The 24566-nt window shown below is 35.0% G+C and carries 26 protein-coding genes; 13 read left to right on the top strand and 13 right to left on the bottom strand.

What is annotated here, in order from left to right; genetic code table 11:
* Nucleotides 1-50: 50 nt before the first annotated feature.
* From dapA to ACJRPK_RS12300, 8 genes are all read right to left on the bottom strand, one after another.
* Nucleotides 51-923 carry a 4-hydroxy-tetrahydrodipicolinate synthase gene (gene dapA / locus ACJRPK_RS12335; RefSeq protein ID WP_407140307.1) on the bottom strand — a complete coding sequence of 291 codons (873 nt, stop codon included), beginning with the start codon at nt 921-923 and terminating at the stop codon, nt 51-53.
* Complete coding sequence (locus ACJRPK_RS12330) at nt 920-1438, bottom strand: DUF6913 domain-containing protein (protein WP_407140306.1); 519 nt, start codon at nt 1436-1438, stop codon at nt 920-922. The genes dapA and ACJRPK_RS12330 overlap by 4 nt, the downstream gene beginning before the upstream one ends.
* A 104-nt stretch (nt 1439-1542) precedes the next feature.
* Nucleotides 1543-2241, bottom strand: coding sequence for a hypothetical protein (locus ACJRPK_RS12325; RefSeq protein ID WP_407140305.1), 699 nt, complete (start codon nt 2239-2241; stop codon nt 1543-1545).
* Between the two features lie 32 nt (nt 2242-2273).
* Nucleotides 2274-2978 (bottom strand): hypothetical protein, encoded by a 705-nt coding sequence (locus tag ACJRPK_RS12320; RefSeq protein WP_407140303.1) that lies wholly within the window; start codon nt 2976-2978, stop codon nt 2274-2276.
* Between the two features lie 289 nt (nt 2979-3267).
* Nucleotides 3268-5262, bottom strand: coding sequence for an NAD-dependent DNA ligase LigA (gene ligA, locus ACJRPK_RS12315; RefSeq protein WP_407140301.1), 1995 nt, complete (start codon nt 5260-5262; stop codon nt 3268-3270).
* Between the two features lie 25 nt (nt 5263-5287).
* Entirely contained in the window at nt 5288-5878 is a 591-nt protein-coding gene (locus ACJRPK_RS12310) for a TIGR00730 family Rossman fold protein (RefSeq protein WP_407140299.1), read from the bottom strand.
* 6 nt (nt 5879-5884) lie between these two features.
* Entirely contained in the window at nt 5885-6757 is an 873-nt protein-coding gene (gene prmC / locus ACJRPK_RS12305; protein WP_407140628.1) for a peptide chain release factor N(5)-glutamine methyltransferase, read from the bottom strand.
* 21 nt (nt 6758-6778) lie between these two features.
* Complete coding sequence (locus tag ACJRPK_RS12300) at nt 6779-7264, bottom strand: GNAT family N-acetyltransferase (RefSeq protein ID WP_407140297.1); 486 nt, start codon at nt 7262-7264, stop codon at nt 6779-6781.
* 247 nt (nt 7265-7511) lie between these two features.
* On the opposite strand from ACJRPK_RS12300, the gene ribD reads away from it, so the two are divergent.
* The 4 genes from ribD to ACJRPK_RS12280 all read left to right on the top strand — a co-directional run bounded on the left by ribD (nt 7512) and on the right by ACJRPK_RS12280 (nt 10639).
* Entirely contained in the window at nt 7512-8558 is a 1047-nt protein-coding gene (gene ribD / locus ACJRPK_RS12295) for a bifunctional diaminohydroxyphosphoribosylaminopyrimidine deaminase/5-amino-6-(5-phosphoribosylamino)uracil reductase RibD (RefSeq protein ID WP_407140296.1), read from the top strand.
* The gene (locus ACJRPK_RS12290) at nt 8551-9159 is read left to right on the top strand and encodes an HAD family hydrolase (RefSeq protein WP_407140294.1); all 609 of its coding nucleotides are present in this window, start codon (nt 8551-8553) and stop codon (nt 9157-9159) included. Before ribD ends, ACJRPK_RS12290 begins: the two co-directional genes overlap by 8 nt.
* 80 nt (nt 9160-9239) lie before the next feature.
* Nucleotides 9240-10025, top strand: coding sequence for an EamA/RhaT family transporter (locus ACJRPK_RS12285; protein WP_407140292.1), 786 nt, complete (start codon nt 9240-9242; stop codon nt 10023-10025).
* Between the two features lie 8 nt (nt 10026-10033).
* Nucleotides 10034-10639 carry an IMPACT family protein gene (locus ACJRPK_RS12280; protein WP_407140291.1) on the top strand — a complete coding sequence of 202 codons (606 nt, stop codon included), beginning with the start codon at nt 10034-10036 and terminating at the stop codon, nt 10637-10639.
* Here the strand turns inward: ACJRPK_RS12280 and ACJRPK_RS12275 are convergent, their stop codons facing one another.
* A complete protein-coding gene (locus tag ACJRPK_RS12275) occupies nt 10640-11047 on the bottom strand; it encodes an acyl-CoA thioesterase (RefSeq protein WP_407140289.1) in 408 nt (135 codons plus the stop codon).
* Nucleotides 11048-11240: 193 nt separating this feature from the next.
* Between ACJRPK_RS12275 and dnaA the strand changes: the two genes are divergently transcribed.
* The 3 genes from dnaA (at nt 11241) to ACJRPK_RS12260 (ending at nt 14138) form a co-directional block, all read left to right on the top strand.
* Complete coding sequence (gene dnaA / locus ACJRPK_RS12270; protein WP_148783193.1) at nt 11241-12668, top strand: chromosomal replication initiator protein DnaA; 1428 nt, start codon at nt 11241-11243, stop codon at nt 12666-12668.
* A gap of 61 nt (nt 12669-12729) precedes the next feature.
* Nucleotides 12730-13197, top strand: coding sequence for a low molecular weight protein-tyrosine-phosphatase (locus ACJRPK_RS12265; protein ID WP_407140288.1), 468 nt, complete (start codon nt 12730-12732; stop codon nt 13195-13197).
* Nucleotides 13198-13409: 212 nt separating this feature from the next.
* On the top strand, nt 13410-14138 hold the full coding sequence (locus tag ACJRPK_RS12260) for an SAM-dependent methyltransferase (RefSeq protein ID WP_407140286.1): 729 nt from the start codon (nt 13410-13412) through the stop codon (nt 14136-14138).
* Between the two features lie 121 nt (nt 14139-14259).
* Here the strand turns inward: ACJRPK_RS12260 and ACJRPK_RS12255 are convergent, their stop codons facing one another.
* From ACJRPK_RS12255 to dapF, 4 genes are all read right to left on the bottom strand, one after another.
* Nucleotides 14260-14943, bottom strand: a complete 684-nt coding sequence (locus tag ACJRPK_RS12255; protein WP_407140284.1) for a peptidoglycan-binding protein LysM — start codon at nt 14941-14943, stop codon at nt 14260-14262.
* Between the two features lie 263 nt (nt 14944-15206).
* Entirely contained in the window at nt 15207-16250 is a 1044-nt protein-coding gene (gene mltG, locus ACJRPK_RS12250; RefSeq protein WP_407140283.1) for an endolytic transglycosylase MltG, read from the bottom strand.
* The gene (locus tag ACJRPK_RS12245) at nt 16241-16771 is read right to left on the bottom strand and encodes a GNAT family N-acetyltransferase (protein WP_407140281.1); all 531 of its coding nucleotides are present in this window, start codon (nt 16769-16771) and stop codon (nt 16241-16243) included. The genes mltG and ACJRPK_RS12245 overlap by 10 nt, the downstream gene beginning before the upstream one ends.
* The gene (gene dapF / locus ACJRPK_RS12240) at nt 16765-17553 is read right to left on the bottom strand and encodes a diaminopimelate epimerase (RefSeq protein ID WP_407140279.1); all 789 of its coding nucleotides are present in this window, start codon (nt 17551-17553) and stop codon (nt 16765-16767) included. Before dapF ends, ACJRPK_RS12245 begins: the two co-directional genes overlap by 7 nt.
* A gap of 154 nt (nt 17554-17707) precedes the next feature.
* On the opposite strand from dapF, the gene ACJRPK_RS12235 reads away from it, so the two are divergent.
* From ACJRPK_RS12235 to rplS, 6 genes are all read left to right on the top strand, one after another.
* Nucleotides 17708-19123, top strand: a complete 1416-nt coding sequence (locus tag ACJRPK_RS12235; protein ID WP_407140278.1) for a trypsin-like peptidase domain-containing protein — start codon at nt 17708-17710, stop codon at nt 19121-19123.
* A gap of 131 nt (nt 19124-19254) precedes the next feature.
* The gene (locus ACJRPK_RS12230) at nt 19255-20703 is read left to right on the top strand and encodes a glyceraldehyde-3-phosphate dehydrogenase (RefSeq protein ID WP_407140276.1); all 1449 of its coding nucleotides are present in this window, start codon (nt 19255-19257) and stop codon (nt 20701-20703) included.
* 121 nt (nt 20704-20824) lie between these two features.
* Nucleotides 20825-21925 (top strand): DUF748 domain-containing protein, encoded by a 1101-nt coding sequence (locus tag ACJRPK_RS12225; RefSeq protein ID WP_407140274.1) that lies wholly within the window; start codon nt 20825-20827, stop codon nt 21923-21925.
* A 175-nt stretch (nt 21926-22100) separates the two neighbouring features.
* Nucleotides 22101-22724 carry a tRNA (guanine-N1)-methyltransferase gene (locus tag ACJRPK_RS12220; protein ID WP_407140272.1) on the top strand — a complete coding sequence of 208 codons (624 nt, stop codon included), beginning with the start codon at nt 22101-22103 and terminating at the stop codon, nt 22722-22724.
* A gap of 54 nt (nt 22725-22778) precedes the next feature.
* Complete coding sequence (gene trmD, locus ACJRPK_RS12215; RefSeq protein ID WP_148783168.1) at nt 22779-23456, top strand: tRNA (guanosine(37)-N1)-methyltransferase TrmD; 678 nt, start codon at nt 22779-22781, stop codon at nt 23454-23456.
* A gap of 136 nt (nt 23457-23592) precedes the next feature.
* A complete protein-coding gene (rplS, locus tag ACJRPK_RS12210) occupies nt 23593-23943 on the top strand; it encodes a 50S ribosomal protein L19 (RefSeq protein WP_407140270.1) in 351 nt (116 codons plus the stop codon).
* Nucleotides 23944-24566 lie beyond the last annotated feature (623 nt).

Below are 24566 nucleotides of genomic sequence, written 5' to 3'. Positions count from 1 at the left end.
AACAATAAAGAATTATTAGTTAAATTCCCATGACTGTCGGTCTCACTATTTTAAGAGTGTAAAAACTTTTCAATTTTTTGAGATAAAGACGAAGAAGCTTTTATCAATGGCAAGCGTACATAGCTTTCACACACCGATCTTACTTTCAGAATCTGTTTAATTCCCGCCGGGTTTCCTTCTTCAAAAGCATAATCAATTATTGGTAATAAGCGATATAAAATTTCAAAAGCCTCTTTACCTTTACCTGATAATCCTAAACGAACCATTTCTGAGAATTCCTCCGGGAGCCCCTGTCCTATAACACTTATAACACCATCTCCACCAGCCATAATTGCAGGCAGCGCAAGTGCATCATCTCCAGAAATAACCAAGAAATCTTTTGGACGATCTTTTAAAATCTTCAGCAATTGCATAACATCAGACGTTGCTTCTTTTATACCTATAATATTATCTAGCTGCGCCAGTCTCAAAGTCGTTTCTGCAGTCATATTGGATCCTGTACGCGATGGTACGTTGTACAACACTATCGATTTTGAAGTAGCTTCACTCAACATTTTATAATGCTGATAAATACCTTCTTGTGTAGGTTTATTATACATAGGAACTACAGAGAGAATTGCCTCAAAGGATGATAGATCACGCGATTGAATTTCCTCAATAATTGCTGCTGTGTTATTACCGCCAATCCCTAGAACCAATGGTAACCTGCTATTATTGGATTTGATAACACAATCTATAACAGCTTGCTTTTCTTCTGCAGACAGCGTTACCGATTCTCCAGTTGTACCTAACACGACTAAATAATCAATTGTACCTTTTACACAAAAATCAACAAGCTTGGAAAGCCCAGCAAAATCAATTGTTCCGTCTTGATTAAAAGGTGTTACTAACGCTACACCGGTTCCTTTAAGAACTGTACTCATATTAATTCTAAAATTTTAAGATATTTTTTTAATTCTTCTATAAACACATCTACCTCTTTCATACTAGTTGCTATACTCAAATCGTTAATCCTAGCATCAACCTCAGGAAAACCAACTTTAAACTTTGCTTTTGACAAAGATGCGATATAGTTGAGCTCTAACAGGTCTGTTTGGTAAAAGTTGATTAACAAATCATACGAATGATCAATTATTTTATTCAAATCTTGATCTAACAGCGCACCTTTATATGTAAAAGCTTTATCGGTATACCAGACTTTACTATGTAATGACCCTGGTTCTTTGTTATTTTCCTGATATTCCAGAATATGGAAGTTTTCTGAATTCACCCCTATTTCTTTGCTAAAATTCTTAAAATGGGAGACTAGATCAAAAGATTTGCTTTCTATCAGGATTACAATACTTTTAATCCGGGCTACTTGCTGAACGTTTCTATTCGCTAATTGAACTTCAATAATCCGTTTCAGCGCATTTCGCTTTAACCCCTTTAAAATCATTAACTAAAAATTAGATGACAAATGTAGCTATTTTATGATTTAAAAAAGAATACCACAACAGATAAAGCCACCTTAGAAACCCTATAACACTGTATTATATAATTTTACAGATAGATATTTTTTTCTTTAACAACTTCTCTTTCCCTAGCTTCTACCAAAAATTTAGTGTAGAAAAACAACCCTAAGGATTCAGCAATGTTAATCACTACGGTAAAGGCTACGTGATAGTAATAAAACTCGTTGATAGGTAAAAAAGCATTAACAAACAGACAGCAACAAACCGAGATGAAAAGAAGAAAACTCCCTTTATATCTATTCACTAAGTAAATATACATACTCACCCCAACAAAATTAAGCTGGGTAGTACATATAGCTATAAAAAAAGACACGGAATTTTCTATGTTTGGTGCTATCATATCGATAACAGAAATCATTAAGTAAATTACTAAAATAAAACTAGTTATAACCGGTAGCGTTAAAAGTTCTTTAATTTTAATTCTTTCAAATCGGATAAACTGCTTAAGTGCGAGGGTACATGTTATATAAAACAATGATATAATTACAGAAATAAGATGAAAATACAATAAGAAATCTAAATAAACTAAAGTGTCATTTATAATAATTAAAAACAAGCTGATATAAAACCAACGGTTACTCCATTTTTTATGAAAATAAAACACCCATACCAATAGCAATGTTATCACAGGCTTCAGAAATATTAAATTGCTTCTTTCAAAACATACGATGATAACTACCAATACGACCAGAGCAATACCAAATAAGAAAACACTTTTTTTATTCATCTTTGAATTAAGCTGGCAGCACTGATTTTAATTTAAAAAATAAAGTCGTCTGTATTTGGTTGTAATTGATCTTGAGTGATAAAAAAGCGGATAAGAAAAAATTGACCTAGAAATTGTAATAAAATGTTTATTAAATAAAAAACCTCAACATATACATACAATTCATTTAAGGTGGTCAAAATGTTTACTATCAAAAAGCACGATGCTGCAACCATGATAGCATAGCTCACCTCAGCTTTGCTATTTAAATAGATATAATATGAAACTCCTAAAAATATCGTAAACGAAATAATTACTCCTAAAAGGTGCCACTGATAAAGAGATATTTTAGGAAGTATCAAATTAGTTACCGCATAAAATAAATAAAGAATTAAAGACATGGTCACAACTAGCTGCAGAGATACCACGTTCTTAAACGTTAGCTTTAGTTTTCTAAAACTTTTCCAAAGCAAAGCAGTTGACACAAGATAATAAAGGGAAATCAAATACGTAATTTCTTCAAAAAACAGTAAAAAGTCACGATGTACGTACGTCTCTGTGACTAAAATTAACAAAACACTAATTATTACAATAACGTTTATTCTAGCTACATGAATGATGTAATATCCAATCAACACAACCAAAGTTATAGGTTTTATGTAATTGACCAGATCATGTGAAAATACTCCAACTAACATTGTGAGTAGTGACAGAAAAATAAATGATGGATAAACAAGAGATTGTAACTTTTTTCTCATAGGCCAGGTGATATTGTCCCACACATAAACGAACCTCTGACACCTGGAGATAAATCAGGTAGTTTCTTATAAATTTGAATAAATAACCTGTTAGACATCGTTACAATACTTAATTTTTGGTTAAAATTTTAAGAATTGCGCGAATTTATAACAATCTTTTCAAATAACACGACGTTCAATACACTAATTATTAAGTAAATACGTAATTAATTTACCAAAGCAACGCTTTTATTGAATATTTCAACGAAGACATAGTGATAACTATAGTTAACACCAAACCCATAAGTTTTTATCTTATCATATCTAAAAAATCAACCTCTGATATTATTGAAATGTTCAATTTTGTAGCTTTTTCTAATTTGCTGGGCCCCATCTTATCTCCTGCTACCAGGAAGGATGTTTTAGCAGAAATTGAACTTGAGACTTTACCTCCATTATCTTCAATAAGCTTTTTTAATTCATTTCTGGTTACCTGAGTAAACACTCCGGATACCACAAATGTCTTATCTGCCAAAGTTGTTGTTTGACTAGCCAACTTCTCTGCCGAAAGTTCGAGTTGCACCCCGCTTGCTCTCAACCTGTTTATGAGAGAAACAGAATATGGCTGCTTGAAAAATTCAACAACACTTTCAGCAATTTTAATTCCTATTTCATCAACCATAACAAGTTGCTCTTCTGTTGCAGACATAATAGCATCAATAGATTTGTAATGTTTAGCCAGTTTTTTAGCCACAGTCTCACCAACATAACGTATTCCTAAAGCAAACAACACCCGTTCAAACGGGATCTCGATAGATTTTTGCACTCCTTGAATTAAATTGTCGGCACTTTTTTCTGCCATACGCTCTAAGGGCAATACATCTTCTTTTTTCAATGTATACAAGTCAGCATAATCTTTTATCAAACCAGCTTTTACCAAAAGTGCTACAGTTTCACCGCCCAAACCTTCTATATCCATAGCTTTACGCGAAATAAAATGCTGTATTCTACCCACAATTTGTGGAAAACACCCAAAGGTATTTGGACAATAATGTTGTGCTTCCCCTTCGGCTCTTAACAGTGGCGTCCCACATTCGGGACAATTTTGTATATAAGTTGTAGGAATAGATTTCGAATCTCTTTTTGTAAAGTCAACTCCCACAATTTTGGGAATGATTTCACCTCCTTTTTCTACGAAAACAGTATCATTCACCCGCACATCCAGCTTTGCTATCTGATCCGCATTGTGCAAAGAGGCACGCTTAACAACGGTCCCCGCTAATGCTACCGGTTCAAGGTTAGCAACAGGTGTAATAGCACCGGTACGCCCTACCTGATAGGTAATCTCCTTTAACCGCGTACTTACTTGGTCAGCTTTAAACTTATAAGCCATAGCCCATCGCGGAGCTTTGGCTGTAAACCCAAGCTCTTCTTGTTGATACAGGTTGTTTACTTTGATTACTACACCATCGGTTTCGTATGGCAATTCACTACGATGTTTATCCCAATAGGCTATATACTCTAACACTTCTTCAATAGAACCTACCAATTTTGATTCCTTAGGAACTTTAAACCCCCATGATCTGGCCTTTTCTAAGCTTTCATGATGAGAAGCAAAACCTAAGTGATCACCAACAATTGTATATAGCAAACATTCCAAAGGACGCTTTGCAACCTCACTACTATCCTGAAGCTTTAAGCTACCTGACGCCGTGTTACGAGGATTAGCATATGGCTCCTCACCGGCAGCAATACGCTCTTCATTCATCTTGGCAAATCCAGCGTATGGCAAAACTATCTCTCCTCTAATGTCAAATGTATCGGGATACTCCCCATTTAATTTTAGTGGCACAGATTTGATAGTTTTGATATTATTGGTAACCTCATCTCCTTGAAAACCGTCTCCCCGGGTTACCGCTTGCACTAACAATCCATGCTTATATGTCAGGCTTATAGAGGCTCCATCATATTTTAACTCGCAAGTATATTGTATCTGACCATCCACTAATTTTTTGATTCTGTTTTCCCAATCCAAAAGATCTTCTCTGGAATATGAATTATCCAGCGAGTACATACGATGCGTATGTTTTATAGTAGGAAAATTTTTTGTGACCTGCCCCCCTACTCTTAAGGTAGGAGAATTAGCATCATAAAACTCCGGATACTCTGCCTCGAGTTTTTGTAATGTTTTTAATTTGGTATCAAACTCAAAATCCGAAATCTCTCGTTTGTCCAATACATAATAATTGTAATTATGCTGTCTCAACTCCTCACGCAACGCGTTGATTTGTTCTTCTTTATTCATTTTATCCAAAAACTACTTTATTAAATTATGTTCGGTCAGACTTTAACCATTTTGGCACTCGTTTTGGCGTATAATCTTTCATTTTTTGTAAAAGACCAGCTATTGAGGCGTCAATAACAAGTAACTCATAATTTTCCATTTTAAGAAATCCTTTACGTACCATATGCTCCATAAATTGCAAAAGCTCATTATAAAAACCATTTGTATTGAGAATACCAATCGGCTTTTGATGCAACCCTAATTGACCCCAGGTGATAATTTCAAACAATTCTTCCAGCGTACCGAACCCTCCTGGCAACGCAATAAAACCTTCACTCAAATCTTGGATTTTTAGTTTGCGCTGATGCATAGTCTCAACCGTTATCAACTCACTTAATCCATGATGAACCACTTCTTTTTGCTTCAAAAATTCCGGAATTACTCCGATGACAGTTCCTTTAGCTTCAAGGGCACCACTAGCTACTTCACCCATAATCCCTATTTTGGCACCACCATATACTAACGTAATGCTATCTTGAGCAAATTGTTTTCCCAATGCTCTTGCTTCATCAATTATCTTAAGATCATTGCCTTCACTACTTCCACAAAATACTGCTATTGATTTTAGACTCCTCATAATTAATTATCTTTTTGCACGAATCATTCGATCGTTAGTAAACACATCTTTGCGCAGCTCTACATCTTCAAAACCTAACTTTTGTACTAATGCTACCGTTTCCCTGCCTAAATATTGATTAATTTCGAAATATAATAACCCGTCTTTAGTAAGATTTCCGCTTGCTAACTTAGTAATTTTTCTATAAAAAATCAGCGGGTCTTCGTCCTCTACAAAAAGTGCTAAATGAGGCTCATTATCTAATACATTCGATTGAATCTCATGTTTTTCTAACATGCGTACATAGGGAGGATTAGATACAATAGTATCGAATTGATTGGGTAACAATAGAGCATCATCCGTTATATCGGCCTGTATAAATGTTATAGAAACGTTATTTCGCTTAGCGTTTTCGGTCGCCACTTGGATAGCTTGCTCTGAAAGATCCAATGCATACACTTCGGCCTGGGGAAACTCTTTTGCCAACGAAATAGCAATACATCCACTACCGGTTCCAATATCTAAAATCCTTATCGGCTGATCGACTTGTTCTCTATTTTGTAAATCATTATAGATCCAGTCAACAAGTTCTTCTGTTTCAGGACGCGGAATTAAAACATGGGGATTGACCTTAAACACCGATCCATAAAACTCTGTTTCTCCAAGAATGTATTGAATAGGCTGATGCTGCATCAATTGTTCTTTTGCTGTATTCATTAATTGCATTTCATCTGCAGTTAATAAACGATCTAGTACCAGCGCTATTTGGGCACGACTTAACCCTAAATAAGATGCTGAAAGCATATTGAAAAAGGATTTTACCTCCTCAACTTCATACAATCCCTTTAATGAATTTAGAAAATCAGCTCTATAGGTTCGAATATCAAACATGTCATTCATAGTATCCAACAGCAATCCAATTTATAGTGTTTTGAGCATCCATTCTTTACAGCTGTAATGACCTGTGTCCCCCATCGGAGCAGCTAAAGGTTCAAATTCTACTTTTCGATATAGCTTACGCGCCGACTCCATATAGGGCATGGTTTCTAAATAGCAGTGCGTATATTCATTATTTTTTGCAAACTCCAAGCATTTTTGCATCATCTGATAACCAATACCACGTCCGCGTACTTCTGATAGAAAATACATTTTTTGCAGTTCGCAAATCGTAGGTTTTTCGCCTGTCAAAGGCGCTATACCGGCACCTCCTAAAAGCCTCCCGTCTTCTTCAACTACAAAATACGCACAGCGCTCTTTATCATAGGTCTCATACATCCTATCCAAAGATTCATCCTCATAGGCTGTCCCTACTTTAGGAACCCCCATTTCAATTAAAACATCCCGTAAAACTTTGGCTAATAATTTATTGTCTTCCGGTTTAACCGGGCGTAAAATCAATGTACTCATTTGTATTATTAATAGTATTTTTGTTTCAATATTCTTACTCTAAGTAAGCGTTAATAACAGAATAAAATTTTAGTCACTAGTTTTTAAAGAAATACAAATTTACAGACCCTAGATTGTATAAGGCTAGTTATTTTTACTCCTTATGATGCTTACTAAACAAAGATAAGGCTATATCTGGAAGTAAAAGAATGTATCGAATGAATAGTACCTGGAGTTTCTTTTATAAACTAAAAAAAAATGTAAACAGTTGAGTGTACATAAAAAATATATGCAACGATGTATACAGCTTGCTAAAAACGGTTTAGGTACAACCTACCCAAACCCTTTAGTCGGCAGTGTTATCGTTTATCAAGATCGAATTATTGGTGAAGGTTGGCATTATCAGGCAGGAACAGCGCATGCCGAAGTAAATGCTATAAATGCGGTAGAGAACGAAGCATTATTATCGAAATCAACCATTTACGTTAGCCTTGAGCCCTGTAGTCATTATGGTAAAACTCCGCCGTGTAGTGATCTAATTATCGCAAAAGGCATAAAAAGAGTAGTTATCGGCACCATTGATTCCTTTGCAGAAGTAAGCGGTCGCGGAATTCAAAAATTAATACAAGCCGGATGTGATGTCATAGTGGGTGTACTTGAAGAAGAATGTAAGCAACTTAATAAGCGATTCTTTACATTTCACAACAAAAAGAGACCTTATATTATTTTGAAATGGGCAAAAACGCGAGATAATTTTATTGCTCCTGCAAATAATCGTGACGAGAGAGCACCGGTATGGATTACCGAGGCACCCGCAAAACAATTAGTTCATCAATGGAGAGCAGAAGAACAGGCGATTTTGATCGGTACGCAAACAGCAATTAAAGACAATCCTAAACTTACTTTAAGAAATTGGCAAGGCCACCAACCGACACGAATTATACTCGATAGAAGCAATAAAGTTCCCGAGAACTCTCATATATTCGACACAAACGCTGCTACAATCTGTTTTACTGAAAAATCAATTAAAAACAATAAATATACTAATACTGAATATATCACTGTACCTTTTACTCAGGATCTGCTCCCTGCTATTTGCAATGCATTGTACGAGCGGGGAATTCAATCATTAATTGTAGAAGGAGGAACAAAAACGCTACAGAGCTTTATCGACCTCAATATGTGGGACGAAGCAAGAGTATTCACAGGAGATAAATACTTTAAAAATGGTACTCCTGAACCAAAATTTAAAGCAAAAAAACATTCGCAAGTTCAAATAGGGAACGATTTATTAATAACCTACCAAAATGATTAAAACTATACTATTTGATTTTGGTGACGTATTCATCAACTTGAATAAAGAAGCCACCCAGAATGAAATTAAAAAATTAGATGTCTCACATCTAACAGATCACTTAGACGAAGTGAACACCCTTTTTGAAACTGGAAAAATTAATTCTAAGGTCTTTCTAAATGAGTATCGAAATATTTTAAAGCAAGAAACTACCGATTCGATAGTTCATGCGTGGAATGCAATTCTCTTAGATTTCCCCCAGCATCGATTTAATTTCATCTCAGAGTTACATAAAAGTCAAAACTACCAGCTAATTTTACTAAGTAATACAAATGCACTCCATATTGAGTGGATTCAAAATAACGTGCATTTTTATGAGGCTTTTAAAAACTGCTTTGATCATTTCTATTTATCTCACGAAATACAATTACGTAAACCTAATCCTGAAATATATGAATTTGTGTTAACTACTCATAACCTTAAAGCTGATGAAGTACTTTTTATAGACGACACTAAAGATAATACCGATGCAGCCAAAGCTTTGGGCATGCACGTCTGGAACATTGCTCCAAAAACTGAAGACATCGTTGATTTGTTTACAATTAAAGCCGAATTATTTTGATATATCTACTCCTTAGCATAATTGCCTCTACCCTTATTTTTATTGTCTTCAAATTATTCTCAAAATACAATATCAATACAATGCAGGCTATTGTATTTAATTACATTTTCGCTTGCACATCCGGCCTTTTAGCATATGGTGAGCCAATTAGTTTATCAGGCCTCCCACAGCAGGAGTGGTTTATAGGGGCTGTTGTATTAGGGTTGATTTTTATACTTGTTTTTAATTGCATGGCCATAACCACACAAAAAAACGGCTTATCTGTGGCTGCAGTAGCTAGCAAAATGAGCGTAGCCATCCCTATTATCTTTGGAATTATTGTATATCATGAGAGTACCGGGCTTTTAAAAATATCAGGAATTATTATTGCGCTATTTGCTGTGTATTTTACGTCAATAAAAAAATCTTCGGGCATTCACATTCAAAAAGAAAACATAATTTTTCCTGTTCTGGTTTTTATAGGGAGTGGTTTTATAGATACTAGCCTGAAGTATATAGAACTTAACTATGTCTCAAAAAACGATATTCCAATTTTTTCGGCAACCATCTTTGGATGTGCAGCACTATTGGGCCTCCTGGCATTAATATATCAGAGAATAAGAGGGACACTAAATATTGAATTCAAAAATATATTAGGAGGTATTGCTTTGGGAATTCCAAATTATGGCTCTATATATTTTTTAATACAAGCACTACGTGCTGAAAATCTAGATAGCTCGACAGTATTTACCATAAATAATGTAGCTATCTTATTAGTTTCTACGCTAACCGGAATTTTACTATTTAAGGAAGAATTAATTCTGAAAAACTGGATCGGAATTGCGTTATCTATTTTCAGTATCCTTCTGGTTGCACTTTCAATTTAGTACACATTATGATTGATGACACATATAAAACGATAGAAAAACCAGATAATGAGGTTTTGTATAAAGATAAGAACAGTAAGTTTTTCGGGTACACCTTCCCAGTAAGTTCTGAAGAACAGGTAAAAGACATTCTTGAGCAACTTAAAAAAGAACATCATGCCGCCAGACATTGGTGTTATGCATGGCAGATAGGTATTGAAGAAACATCATATCGTGCTAATGATGATGGAGAACCCTCTAACTCTGCAGGCCAACCAATTTATGGTCAAATTCAATCTTTTGAAGTTACTAATATTTTGATTGTGGTAGTTCGCTATTTTGGAGGCGTCAAATTAGGTGTAGGAGGCCTCATATCCGCCTACAAGACAGCGGCTCAAATGGCTCTTGAAAATTCTGATATTAAAACTAAAACCATTCAACATCATTTTAAACTTATTTTTGACTATAAAAACATGAATAAGGTAATGCGCATTATCAAATCAAAGCAGATAGCAATCCTTAAACAGGATCTAGAACTGGATTGCAGAATTACAATAAGTGTTCGAAAGAAAAAATCAAAAGAAATTTTTGAAACTTTTGACACACTCTATGAAGTCGACATTAAAAAATTATGATCAATACAGTTCGCTGATTTTATCCAATATTGGTTGCGGACACAGCATAGGTTTCCTAGTCTTTGCATCTACAAAAACTAAATCTGTAGACGCAGTTGTTAATAATTCGTCTTTTTGGTTGTATATTTGATATTCGAACTGAATACGAAATGTAGGAATTTTCTTAAGGGTAGTTTTAACAGTCAAAACATCGTCAAAGAAGGCAGATTTCTTAAATTTAAAAGCTAAAGTAAATACCGGAAGCATCACGCCATCATCTTCCATTGATTTATATGAGAATCCTATTTGGGATATCCAGTCAATCCTGGCGATTTCAAGGTATTTAGCATAATTGGAGTGGTGCACAACACCCATTTGATCAGTCTCTGAATAACGAACTTTTAGGGTAGATTTTGAGCTAATTGACATAAATATTAGTTAATTTTTTTAATTGGTTAGAACATAAGAATTTTATAAGTATGCGAAAAAAATAATTAAAATTCAACACCCATTAGATTTTTTTATTACAATATTTGTTCACATATTTGTCATGCAAAAAAGTAAGGAAGATTACATAGATTTCCAGATAACAACCAATAAAGACAGAAACCTGAATACTATAATGAATATAACTGCGCAATCGGTTTGGGAGAATTGTTTGTCTTTTATAGAAGACAATATTACTCCACAAGCTTATAAAACTTGGTTTGAACCCATCAAAGCTGTAAAGCTTACGGATAGCGCTCTAAGTATTCAAGTTCCTAGTAAATTCTTTTACGAATGGCTAGAAGAACACTATGTGAATCTACTCAAGGTTTCACTAACACGTGAATTAGGAGAACATGCAAAATTGGTGTATGTTATCAAAATGGAAAATACGTATGGGAATAAAAAACCTTTTACAGAAAAAATTCCTAGTGCCAATAGAATGGCCGTTCGTTCTCAAGAAGTAGATGTTCCTGTTAAAAGTAGAAATCCAGAATTAAAGAATCCTTTTATCATACCGGGGATTCGTAATGTGAAGATAGAATCACAACTCAACCCTAGTTATAATTTCGAAAATTTCTTAGAAGGAGATTCCAACCGATTAGCACGTTCAGCAGGAATGGCTGTGGCTAATAAACCTGGAGGAACATCATTCAACCCTTTACTTATTTTTGGAGGTGTTGGTCTTGGAAAAACCCATTTAGCACATGCTATTGGTGTTAATATCAAAGATAACTATCCTGAGAAAACCGTGCTTTATATTTCTGCTGAGAAGTTTACTCAGCAATATATCGAGTCGGTAAAAAAGAATAATCGTAATGATTTTATTCATTTTTATCAAATAATAGACGTGCTTATCGTTGATGATATTCAATTATTGTCTGGAAAAGCAGGTACACAAGATGTCTTCTTTCACATCTTTAACCACTTACATCAAAATGGAAAACAGGTAATTTTGACCAGTGATAAGGCTCCTGTTGATATGCAAGATATCGAACAGCGTCTATTATCTCGTTTTAAATGGGGATTATCTGCAGAGTTGCACCAACCTGATTTTGAAACCAGAGTATCTATAATTAAAAATAAACTATATCGTGATGGTGTAGAAATGCCAGAAGATATTGTTGAATTTTTAGCCAATAATATCAAAACAAACATTCGAGAGCTTGAAGGAGCGATCATTTCTTTAATCGCCCATTCTTCGTTCAACAAAAAAGACATAACTATAGATTTAGCCAAGGCTATTGTGGATAATTATGTAAAGAACACTAAGCGAGAAGTATCTATAGACTATATTCAAAAGGTAGTTAGCGATTATTTTCAAATGGATGTTGAGACATTACAGTCCAAAACAAGAAAGCGTCATATTGTACAGGCTCGTCAATTAGCTATGTTCTTTGCTAAAAAATTAACCAAAGCATCCCTAGCTAGTATCGGCACCCAAATCGGCAAGAGAGATCATGCTACAGTGTTACATGCTTGCAAAACTGTAGACAACCTTTCATCAACTGATAAGCAATTTAGAAAATATGTCGAAGATTTAGGAAAAAAACTAACTCTATAATCTCAGTATCTCTTTCAGATTGGTTTTATTCAAAAGCTATTTCTTTTAAATATTCTACCTTATGAAGACTAAAATCCTTATGGTTTGTTTAGGTAATATTTGCCGATCACCATTAGCCGAAGGTATACTTGCCTCAAAATTAGATCCTACACGTTATGAAATACAATCTAGCGGAACTAGTAATTATCATATCGGAGGACTCCCTGACCGAAGATCAATAGACATCGCTAAAAAATATGGAATTGATTTGACAAATCAACGTGCTGCACAATTTACCGTTGAAGATTTTGATAAATTCACCTACATATTTGCGATGGATCAAGCCAATAAAGATAATTTACAAAAACTCGCAAGAAACGATGAGGATAAACAAAAGATTCGCTTAATTATGGATCTGGTATATCCTGATGAAAATGTGGAGGTTCCCGACCCCTACTATGGTGGGGAGCAAGGATTTGAAGATGTCTTTAAAATGCTTGACAAAGCTTCAGATATATTAGTAACACAACTGGAGCGGGGCACTCTTTAGATTTTGCCAAGTAAATTTTAAGAATTCTCAAGCACTTTTTTTTAATACTGCAAAAAGTAGTTCTATCTGATTTACAAAAAAATTAGTACTATTGTAACCTATCAGAGTATAACATACATTGTTAATCATGTAATATAACCCAACTCTGTTACGTGATCGTTTTACAGACTAAATGTAATTGAATTTAACCGAAGAATGCCAAATAAAAATCTATGGAATCAAAACCATTAAATCCTAAAGGTCGCTTATACTTAATTCCAACTCGTCTAGGAGATGATGTCCCCTTAGAAGTCCTCCCTATATCTATAAAAAAGGTTTTAGAACAGGTAAATCATTATATCGTTGAAAACGAAAAACCAGCAAGACGTTTTATAAAAAAAATCAGTCCCAGCAAAGCACAACGCTCCTTAATTATCAATACAGTAAATAAATACACCAGTGCTGAAGAGATGCCCGGGTTTCTGGATCCTTGCTTCAACGGTGAATCGGTAGGATTGTTATCTGATGCAGGTTGTCCAGGAATTGCTGATCCAGGAGCAGAAATAATTAGAATGGCCCACGAAAAAGATATTCAGGTGACTCCTTTGGTTGGACCATCTTCTATCTTACTAGCTATGATGAGTAGCGGTATGAATGGACAGAACTTCGCTTTTAACGGATACCTGCCCATAGATAAACAAGAACGCAAATCCACGATTAAATCCTTGGAGAGAATCTCATTAGAAAAAAACCAAGCGCAATTGTTTATTGAAACGCCTTACCGTAATGATAAGATGTTTGAGGATTTGAAAACTATCTTACATGCAAGCACACGGCTATGTATCGCTTGCGATATTACCCTGACCACAGAATATATTGTGACAAAAACTATCGAAGATTGGAAAAAAACACCAGTGGATCTACACAAACGTCCTGCAATGTTTATCATCCAAAGAGACTAATTAGTAACAAACATACTTTACTGCGTATTCAACCGTATAAATTTAAACTCACGCTTATTAGCGAACCGACTTCAGTCAGCAGACAGGTATTTTTTGGAAAGTAAAAAAGTTACAAACTAACTTAAAGAGTAGCTTTAGCTTTACGATTTGCAATCACATACGAAGTGTCATACCCGGCAAATCGCTTCATGTAGTAGCGTATAGTGGTTCCAAAAGCATCTTCAAAGCCATACACTCCTCCGCTACGCAAATACTCTTTAACTGCCCCAGGACCTGCCAAGTGAGCTGCCGCCAGGATACCGGACTCTGTTACCTCAACGCCATTCATTCTGCGTCCAACAAACCATTTGATATCACGACGTAAGACCCATTTATTTCTTGCTGAATTAGCGTAGAAAGCCTTTTCCTGAAGTTCTGGTGAATTTAGAAATTTCTTGGTATCTCTAATTCCAATTAAGGCTAGTGTACCTTTTCCAAATTGATATTTACCCAGGTATCCAAATTGATTGATAACCCCGTAATCCCCTCTTGACTCTTTAAAAGCAACCGCTTCTTTAAAGCCTGTGTAAGATTTTCCGAGATTTGGCGAAACAAAAGAATCTGATGCTACTTCTTCAATCTCGTTAAAATTAGGTGCTATGTATAACAGATCTAATCCTGAAGTACTGTATGCACTAAAATCGGTTGATTTTTTGGTTGTGAAACTAGGCAATAAACCTCCACCTACAAGTAACACTATCGATAATCCTAATACCTTTTTTATCATATAAAAAATTTCTAAGTAGCCATCAAAAGATGTCCCCATCTACTTAAATTTTTGCCGTGCAAATATACAATCTTTTTTTTGATAGGTCTTTATACTGTGTTAAAGTATTTATAATATTGATAAACAATGATTTACGATATAATCATCATGTGGTAAAATTAATGAAAGCATCAAGGAAAACAGGGATTAACAGAAGCATGTGTCTCTAAAAACAGACTTAGAAAGAAGGTGTCACCAGCTATAACTTTGTTAAAACAATAGATAAAATTTATGATTCTCTTACAAAAGCTTTAAGAAAATTCCTACCTGTTGATTTTCTGCTTATTGATCCATTTTACGTACTGTGCTTTATTGCGATTATGTTGTGCCATATTTTTTGCAAACATATGATATCCGGGTTTTTCTACATTTGCTACAAAAAAGAAAAAATCATGCGATTCATGGTTCAAAACAGCGTCAATTGAAGATATATCCGGCATTGTAATAGGGCCCGGTGGTAGCGCTACATTTCTATAGGTGTTATACGGACTTTCTATTTCTAAATCTTTATACAACACTCTTTTAATTACCATGTCCCAGTCGTCATTTTTTTTCTTAATTGCATAAATGACCGTAGGATCTGCATCTAATTTCCAACCTTTTTTATAACGGTTCATATAAACACCCGCTACACGAGGGCGTTCATCCACACGTGCTGTCTCTTTTTGTACAATAGAAGCTATGGTAATAACGTCCTGTTTTGATAGTCCAATAGCTTTCGCTTTCGCTTCGCGAGCGTCATTCCAAAAAGTGGTATATTCTTTATACATACGATCTCTAAAGCCTTCTGCCGAGGTATTCCAGAAAAACTCATACTTATTAGGAATATACATTGCCAAAGCATTCTCCAAAGAAAAATTATGCGCCTTTAAGTAAGAAGTATCTTTAAAAGCTTTCAGTAGAGACAAACTATCCGCTTCTATTTGCTCTGCTATACGTCCCGCCAGATTTTCTAATCGTTCTTGATTATTAAAGGTGACCTTAATAGGAATATTTTTACTCCTCAAGGTGTTAACAATTTCATTATTGTTCTGATCTTTATAGAGAATAAAATGACCAGCTTTGATGTTTTGGATGTATCCTTTTCTTCTGGCTATTCTGTCAAAACTATAAATATCTTTAATATAAGGACTTATCAACTCAATAAACTCCGTATAGGTAGCATCTGTAGGGATATACACTTCTGCTGTTTTACTTTCAAATTTGGTATTTGGAGAAAAAACAGCATCATACACATAATATGCAAAAACACTTCCGGCAATTATGCCCATCAACCCAATAACTAATAAAATTTTCTTTATGTACATACTTTAATTAATTGATACAATATTTCGTCTTGAAATCCATCTTTATATCGATTCCAATCCTTTTTCACTCCAACTTTTAAAAAACCATTTGCCTCAAATAGCGTTCTGCTTCTAGTATTATTTCCAGACACATTGGCGTATAGCTGATGCACATGTAGATATGCAAAACTATACTGTATTACTAACCGTAGGGCTTCAGATCCATAACCTTTACCTCTATTATTTGCATTGGCTACAACTATCCCCACTCCCACTCGACCATGTTTAGGATTAAAATCATATAGATCAATTAGTCCTAAAACCTCAGCATCATTTTTACAAATTACCAAACGTAGTTGTTTTGCCTCATAGATATCCTGATGTGAGTTTTCCAGATATTGCTTAATCAAGAATTTTGAATACGGAGCCTGCGTTGAGCTTAGTTCCCAAATCTCTTCATCATTTTCTATTGTATATAAAAAATCAAGATCTGTTGGTTCCAAGGCCCGCAAATAAACCGATTCTCCCTTTAAGGTTACCATACAATTTCTCCTTTAAAAACAAACGTAGCTGGTCCGCTCAAAATAACATCCTTATAAGTGCCATCGGTATTCTTAGTAAAGGAAACACCTAGATCCCCTCCCGGAGTATTTACTTTGATAGTATTCAAAGCTGTTTTTTTAATTGCATGCATCGCCAGGGCTACAGCGGTTACACCCGTACCACAAGATAAAGTCTCATCCTCCACCCCGCGTTCATAAGTTCTCACCTTAAAAAAATCTGGGGCCAGTTGTTGAACAAAGTTTACATTTGTTCCTTCTTCAAAATAGGGAGCTCCTTGTCTAATGGCTCTCCCCTCTTTGAAAACATCCACGCAAGCAACATCCGGAACCATACTTATATGATGGGGTGACCCCGTATTCAAAAAAAGATGAGACGCATAGACTTCTATATCGTTGACATCCTGCATCTGTAGGTTTACGATTTCATTTTTTACCGTAGCATAATGCTTCCCATCAATAGCAGTAAAAGTTGCTTTATCATCGATTAACCCTAATTTTTGAGCAAAAGCAACTAGGCAACGCCCTCCGTTGCCACACATTGAGCTTTCATTTCCATCTGCATTAAAGTAAACCATCTTAAAATCATCTTCGACATCTTCCGGATTCTCCAAAAGCATGAGACCGTCTGCACCAATACCAAACTTTCTGTCACAAAGTCTTGCAACATTTTTGGTATCATTTTTGGAGATTAATTGTTGTCGATTATCAATGATTATAAAGTCATTACCAGTTCCCTGATATTTATAAAATGTACACTTCATGGAATATGCTTAAACCGCAAAGGTACAAAGATTGTTGACATATTTTCATTGTTAAGATCGCGTTAAAATCCAATTAAATAATGTTTTAGTTGTAATTTTAAAAGTTAATCGTAGTCAATAACAATACAAGTTGAATCAAAAAAAGAGAAAGAAGATGAAAAAATTTTTGAGCTTACTAATTGTGGCTGTACTCGCAGGAACCATTACACTGGGTGCATATAAAATGTTTCTTGAAGGAGAAACTACTACAGTAGCAACAACATCTGCAGCACGTCCATCGTTTATACCCGCTTCATATACATCAACAGCTGGTTATACGCCGGCCAATATTGATTTTACCGTTGCTGCTCAAAAAACTGTAAATGCTGTGGTACACGTAAAGCAATATGGAACGACCCGCACACCGCGTAATTTAATGGAATTCTTGCGTAACGGTGGTGGTTCCTCACAAGAACGTCGTATCCAAGGAGCTGGATCTGGTGTTATTATTACCGAGGACGGCTACATTGTAACCAATAATCATGTGATTGCCGGAGCATCAGAACTGGAAGTAACTCTCAACAATAATAAATCATATAAAGCAGAGGTTATCGGTACTTCTCCCCAATCAGATATTGCCTTGTTAAAGATTGAATCTGACGAGAAATTGACTTACATACCTTTTGGTGACAGCAACGCTGCAAAAATTGGAGAATGGGTGCTTGCCGTTGGTAATCCTTTTAACCTCACTTCCACCGTGACCGCCGGTATTATAAGTGCAAAATCGAGAGACTTAAATGAATATGATGATAACATTCAATCTTTTATACAAACAGATGCAGCTATAAACCCGGGAAATAGCGGAGGTGCTTTAGTAAATGGGAAGGGAGAACTCATTGGAATTAATACTGCTATCACTTCTCAAACAGGAAGTTATGTGGGGTATGCTTTTGCAGTACCGTCAAACAATGCCAAAAAAATTATTGATGATATCATCGAATTTGGCGAAGTACAACGTGGTATTTTAGGCATCCGTGGAGGCAATATTACTCCAAAGACTATGGAAGAATATGATCTGACTGAGTCACAAGGTGTATTTGTCGCATATGTCGATGAAGATAGTGGAGCTAAAAAGGCTGGATTAAAAGAAGGCGATTTGATAAAAGAAATTGACGGTTTACCTATTCGTAAATTTGCAGATTTGACAGGATACGTAAATAGCAAACGTCCGGATGATATCATACAGGTGAAAGTTTTGAGGAAACGAAGAGAATTGACACTTCCGGTTACTTTAACTAAATATGAAATTCAGGCGTATCATATCAAAGATGTAGGTGTAGAGGTTATTAATCCACCTAAAGGATATTTAGAAAAATTTAATCTTGATCATGGAGTAGTTATTAATAAGGCGCTAAGTCCTAGAATGCAACGTTATGATCTTAAAGGCATTGTGATTACAGAGGTTGACAATAAAAAAGTGAATTCTGTTTTGGAAGTAAAGAATATTATTGACAGTAAATCAGAAAATGAAGATATCATTATTAGCTTAGTGGATCGTAATGGAACTAAACGAGAGTTTATTTTTAATTAAACTTAAACGTTTTAAAACTAATCCCAATATATTATTTGTATTGGGATTTTTTTATTTAAAAAACTTTCACGAAAACGATTGAAATATATACTTTTGCACGAAATTTCATCATTGTAAAAACACAACACAGTATGAGCTCTAACGAAGTTTATGAAAAAGAATTAGCTTTCCAGGCAGACAGACGTCGTGCTACGGTAGCATTTATCAAAACAGTAAGTGATCTATGGTATGACAACTCTATCGAGTTGGTCTTATTCCGTAATCAGTTAATTGATAAAAATGTAAGCGAAATTCTAAATCTTCACGAATATGCGGGTGCATTTGTTCAAAAACCAATATCAATTTTTGATTCAGTAGAGATTGCACAAGCAATCAAACTGATGAATTTACCCCCGGCAAAATTAGACATAGGTAAACTTACCTATGAATATCACCTGGCCGAAAATCAATTTGAGTCGGCAGCTGCTTTTGTAATGGATAAACTGAAAGACGCTAAAGAATTTAAAACAATATCTCCTAAAGACGTTGTACTCTATGGTTTTGGTCGTATTGGTCGTTTGGTTGCTCGAGAACTAATGACCATCACAGGACGAGGTAGTCAGCTTAGGTTACGAGCCATCGTAACACGTGGTGCAATCACTCAAGATGTTTTAGAGAAACGCGCCTCTTTATTACGAAGTGATTCTGTACATGGAGATTTTGCAGGAACAGTAGAAACTGATTTAAAAAACGAAGCTCTATTAATTAATGGAACCACTGTACGTATCATAAGTGCAAACGCGCCAGAAGATATTGACTATACTGAGTATGGTATTGATAATGCCTTGGTAATTGATAACACAGGTGCATTTAGAGATAAAGAAGAATTAAGCAGACATTTAAACTCTAAAGGAGTTGACAAAGTTTTATTGACTGCTCCAGGAAAAGGAATTCCGAATATCGTTCACGGAGTGAATCATAAAGAACATAATCCTGATACTGTTGACATTTTTTCTGCAGCATCCTGTACCACCAATGCAATAACACCTATTCTACAGGTTGTTGAGGAGACATTTGGCGTGGTTAATGGTCATCTTGAAACGATTCATGCCTACACCAATGATCAAAACCTGGTGGATAATATGCATAAAAAATATAGAAGAGGCCGTGCAGCAGCCCTCAATATGGTAATCACAGAGACCGGAGCAGGAAAAGCGGTGTCTAAAGCCTTACCTAGCTTTGAAGGTAAACTTACTTCTAATGCAATTCGTGTACCGGTTCCTAACGGTTCATTAGCTATTCTAAATCTACGTTTAGGTAAAAATGCCTCTGTCGATAGTATGAATGCTGCGATAAAAAAGTATGCCTTAGAAGGAAATTTGGTTGAACAAATTAAATATTCTTTAGATAACGAACTCGTTTCTAGTGATATTATTGGATCATCGGCACCATCGATATACGACAGCAACGCTACAATTGTAGATGCCTCGGGAGAAAACGCAGTGTTATATGTATGGTACGATAATGAATATGGCTACAGTCATCAGGTTATTCGCTTATCAAAATATATAGCAAAGGTGAGACGTTTTACATATTATTAAATTAAACTAAACGCAAATAAAACGAGGTGCTACAAAATTGTAGCACCTCGTTTCGTTTTATGAGTTTGTTAACTGGTTCCAACTTAAGGTTGTAGTATTTTGCATGCATAAAACCCTAACAATGTCAACAGAAGAGAAAAAAAAACGGAGTCAATTTAAAAAGAAACGTAATTACATCCCTTTTGTTATCATTGGTATTCTCGTTGCCATACGGGCATTCTTACCCTATTATATTGAACAACGTATTAATAATACGCTTGCAGCTATTCCCGGTTATTATGGTCAAGTTGAGGATGTTGATCTTGCGCTTTGGAGAGGTGGTTATATCATCGAGAATCTTTATTTAAATAAAGTTGATGCCGAAACACAAGTTCCGTTTTTAAATTTTCCGAAGACAGATATTTCTATCGAATGGAGATCGCTGTTCAAAGGAAAAATTGTAAGTGAGATAAGCATGTCAAATCCAGAGGTGATATATGTTTTTGAAGATCAACAGAAAACTACTGCTGAGGATGCTGATGTAGAAGATTGGACCAAAGCATTAACCGACCTGGTACCAATTGATATAAACCGGTTTGAAGTTAGTAAAGGAAAAGTAGCTTTTGTGCAAGTTACTTCAGAACCAACAATCGATTTACATATTAATAACCTCAATGTGCTTGCCGAAAATTTAAAGAATGTACTGAGAACAGATAAAAAACTTCCTTCTACAATAAAGGCTACGGGTGTATCTATCGGACAGGGAGATTTTTCGCTGGACGGTCAAATGGACATTTTTAAAGAAATTCCCGATGTAGATATCAATATGAGTTTAAAAAATGCTAATGCTACAGCATTAAATGACCTTACTAAACACTACGCTGGCATAGACTTTAATGAAGGTCAATTTGAGCTATATAGCGAAGTTGCTATTGCAGATGGATATCTAAAGGGATATCTCAAACCCCTCCTCAAGAATAGTAAATTAGTAGGTAAAGAAGATAGTTTTTTGGGTAGCCTATGGGAAGGATTTGTTGGATTCTTTAAATTCATTTTAAAAAATCAAAAACAAAATACAATCGCTACTCGAGTTCCGATAGAAGGAGACTTGACCAAAGTTGAAGCAAGTGCTTGGTCTACCTTTTTTAATATTATCAAAAATGGGTGGATAAAAGCTTACCAAGGTGATGTGGATAAAAATATAAATTTTGAAGATGCTGAACGACCGAAAGATAAAAAATAGCAACAACCTGTGGTAACGAGTTAGTTAGAATAAATTTTAATATACTAAAACCAAAAGGGCAGCAAACATCAGCATAGAACGTTAGTTTTTCTTGAAAAATGTTTCTAGTTCCTTACAATATTGTATATTTATTATCGTTAGTGAACGTAATTAATAATTCAACTAAATAACAACAATGACTTTACGCAAATATTTACTAGTTTTAGTTACAGCCCTATTCTTTTTTCAAGGCAGTTTTGCACAAGAAGAAGAGGACAATATGTCTGCCGAGGAAGCATTAAAACAAGCAAATATTGAAAATCAATTCAGTACCGTAATCAAAAAATCCGGTAGATATCAAGAATACAAAGTTGTGAAACGTGTTTGGATGGATCAACTTAAGGTAAACACACTTGATACGCTGAAGAGTCTAGAGAATAGTCTTGCCACTTCAAATCAACGGATTATGGATCAAGAGGCTAAGATTAATGAGTTGCAACAAACCTTAAGTACTACTAATCAAAACTTAGCTTCAATTACAGAGGAGAAGGATAATATGAGCTTTTTAGGAATCGCTATGACCAAGGCTAGTTACAAAACGATGATGTGGGCATTTGTAGCGATCATATTAGCACTGCTGGGATTCTTTATTTTTAAATATAAAAACAGTAACGCTGTCACTTTAGAAGCCAAGAAAAATCTGGCAGAAACAGAAACAGAATTTGAAGATCACCGTAGAAGAGCTTTGGAACGTGAGCAAAAAGTGATGCGTAAATTACAGGACGAAATCAATAAGCAACGCAAAACAGGCGCTAAATAGTTTCTTTTCATAAGATTCTTTGCATCTTTGCAACCCTTTTGAAAAATATAAAAGATGCGCATTGATATCATAACCGTTGTACCTGATCTATTAAAAAGTCCTTTTGAAGCTTCAATTATGAAGCGATCCATAGATAAAGGCTTGGTTAGTGTACACTTCCATAATCTTAGAGATTATGTCACCGATAACTACAGACAAGTTGACGACTATCAATTTGGAGGAGGCGCCGGCATGGTAATGATGATTGAGCCTATTGATAAATGTATTTCGGCTTTAAAATCTCAACGCGATTATGATGAAGTCATATATATGACACCAGATGGAGAAACTTTAAACCAAGGCGGTGCCAATCAATTATCCTTGCTAAAAAATATTATCATTCTTTGCGGACATTACAAAGGTGTAGACCAACGCGTAAGAGATCATTTTATTACAAAAGAAATATCAATTGGAGATTATGTCCTCTCAGGCGGTGAATTAGGCGCCCTCATATTGTGCGATGCTGTGATTCGTTTAATTCCAGGAGTATTAGGTAATGAAACCTCTGCCCTGACTGACTCGTTTCAAGACAACTTACTAGCTCCCCCAATATACACACGTCCTGCAGAATATAAAGGCTGGAAAGTTCCTGATATATTAACCTCAGGAAATTTCCCAAAGATTGAAAGCTGGAGAGAAGAGCAAGCATATCAAAGAACTAAAGAAAGAAGACCAGATCTACTTGACGATTAGGTAATTATCTATAAAAAGTAATTTCACCAATCACTTGCATATTATCAAATATTATTTATTTTTGCACCCTGTTTGAAAAAACCTCTGGCGAAAATCGCGAATGTTGTTTTGACATTAATAAGAAAACTACATCAAAATGGAAGATTTAGTAAAATTCGTACAAGACGAATTTGTAACAAAAAAGGAAATGCCAGAATTTGCTGCTGGTGACACGATTACTGTGTATTACGAAATTAAAGAAGGTGAAAAATCACGTACTCAGTTTTTTAGAGGAGTGGTAATTCAACGTAGAGGTTCTGGCGCTACAGAAACATTTACTATCCGTAAAATGTCTGGTACTGTTGGAGTAGAACGTATATTCCCATTAAACTTACCTGCACTTCAAAAAATTGAAGTTAATAAACGAGGTAAAGTTCGTAGAGCTCGTATTTTCTATTTTAGAGAACTTACAGGTAAAAAAGCTCGTATTACAGAGAAAAGAAGATAATAGCTTCCCTCTTAACATAAAAAGGCTACCCGTGGGTAGCCTTTTTTTATGAACAATTGTTAATACCGTTCGTTCATAACATGTTGAAAACTAATCAAGTACAACCTCTTATTTTTTTAAGTTTTTTTAGTATATTTATTATAATAAAAGATCACCGAATGACACTAGGATTTCGAGTCTTTTGTGACAATGTTCTTCGAACATTTTGGGTAACTTTACTATTGAGATTATATTATAAAAGTTAAAGTTATTTTTTTGCGTACATCCTTGAAATAATTTTAGGGCCATAGCTTGAAATCATTTCAAAATGAAACTCAAAGGAAAAAATAAAGCTTTGTCATCAATCCTAATAGTAAAATACATTTGACTATCAAAGTCACTTTGATCATAATTATTAAAATGAATTATGGTAAAAACTTTTGATAGTTATTTTTGAATAGTTTTTCAATTGATTTAGAGTTAGTTGTTAAACGTTCAAAAACTGTAAATTTTGTTGGTATAAGCAACATGAGTTCTTATTTAATAGTTTGTAAAAAAGCTAACAATATAAATTTGCAGAGGAAAGCCATGTCAAAATTCAATATTTTGGTATGGCTTTTTAATTTTACCAGACTGTTTGTCAA

The sequence above is a fragment of the Aquimarina sp. 2-A2 genome (assembly GCF_045505135.1).
In the GTDB taxonomy this organism is placed as follows: domain Bacteria; phylum Bacteroidota; class Bacteroidia; order Flavobacteriales; family Flavobacteriaceae; genus Aquimarina; species Aquimarina intermedia.
The sequence above is the reverse complement of the archived record's forward strand: the minus strand, read 5'-3'. Positions and strand labels throughout refer to the sequence as shown.